At 62.5% G+C, this 1,148-nt stretch carries 1 protein-coding gene; it reads right to left on the bottom strand.

From position 1 onward, the window contains the following. Nucleotides 1-1,148, bottom strand: a 1,148-nt coding sequence (tssI, locus tag BLO97_RS30435) for a type VI secretion system tip protein TssI/VgrG (protein ID WP_139197753.1), incomplete at both ends; no start/stop codon positions are given.

The raw sequence follows: 1,148 nt of genomic DNA, 5'->3' as shown, positions 1-1,148 counted from the left end.
ACCACGATGTCCTGGTTGCGCTCGGCATGGATGTACAGCTGCTCGGCGCCTTTCTTGTCTTCCATGCGGATTTCGTTGAAATTCGCTGGCGTGCCACCCTTGCTCGAACGGCTTTTCATGCCGCTCTGGGTCGCGTTTTCAGGCAGGTCGTAGGGTACGGTCTGTTCCGCGTTGTAAACGCGACCGGTGATGATCGGCCGGTCCGGGTCGCCCTCGAGAAAGCTCACGATCACTTCCTGCCCGATGCGCGGGATCTGCATCGAGCCCCAGTTTTTGCCGGCCCAGGATTGCGACACCCGAATCCAGCATGAGCTGTTTTCGTTGGATTGGTCGTGCCGGTCCCAGTAGAAATGCACCTTCACCCGGCCAAACTGATCGGTCCAGATTTCCTCACCCTTGGGGCCCACGACCAACGCGGTTTGCGGGCCCTTGACGATCGGGCGGTGGGTAGTCGCCAGTGGGCGATAACTCTGCTGGGCGTCGATGCAGGTCAAGCTGCTTTCGAACTGCGCGGTCGGCGCGCCGCCGCCGGTCTCACCACTTTCCTGGGAAAGGTAGTAGCGGGCGCCGACGATCAGGTATTCGCGGTTCTGGTCCTGGCGGCTGAAGCCGGTGAGGCTGAACAGATGCCCCGAGCCCAGGCCACGGGCGTTGCCGGCCAGTTCCACCTGTTCGTGCAGGCTCTGCAAGGCTTCGATGCGGGTGCGGGCGTAGTGTTCGCCGTCGGTGCTTTGCACGTAAGTGCCGGGGTAGTCGTACAGCGGATAGTCGCCAGCCGTGTGTGGGCGCGGCATGGCCGAGCGCACGTCGATGCGTGCGCTGGGGCGTTGGAAGTCGTAGTCGTTGAGCTCAAGCGAACCGGGCTGGACTTCCTGGGCCAGGTGCCAGTCGTGGATGTGGTCGCGCTCGCGCTGTTGTTCGTTCTTCGGGTAGTAGGGCACCGAGCCGTAGCCGGGTGCCTTGGTGTGGGCGCCGTAGGCGTCGGCCAGCACCAGCACATGGCGGCCCTGCTCGTGGCGGAAGAAGTAGTAGATGCCTTCCTGCTCCATCAGCCGGCTGACAAAGTCGAAACTGGTCTCGCGATACTGCACGCAGTATTCCCACTCGCGATAGGTTTGGCTCAAGGCGTCTTCGAAATCGGAAAAGCC

Source organism: Pseudomonas sp. NFACC05-1 (assembly GCF_900100135.1).
GTDB lineage: Bacteria > Pseudomonadota > Gammaproteobacteria > Pseudomonadales > Pseudomonadaceae > Aquipseudomonas > Aquipseudomonas fluorescens_Q.
The sequence above is the reverse complement of the archived record's forward strand: the minus strand, read 5'-3'. Positions and strand labels throughout refer to the sequence as shown.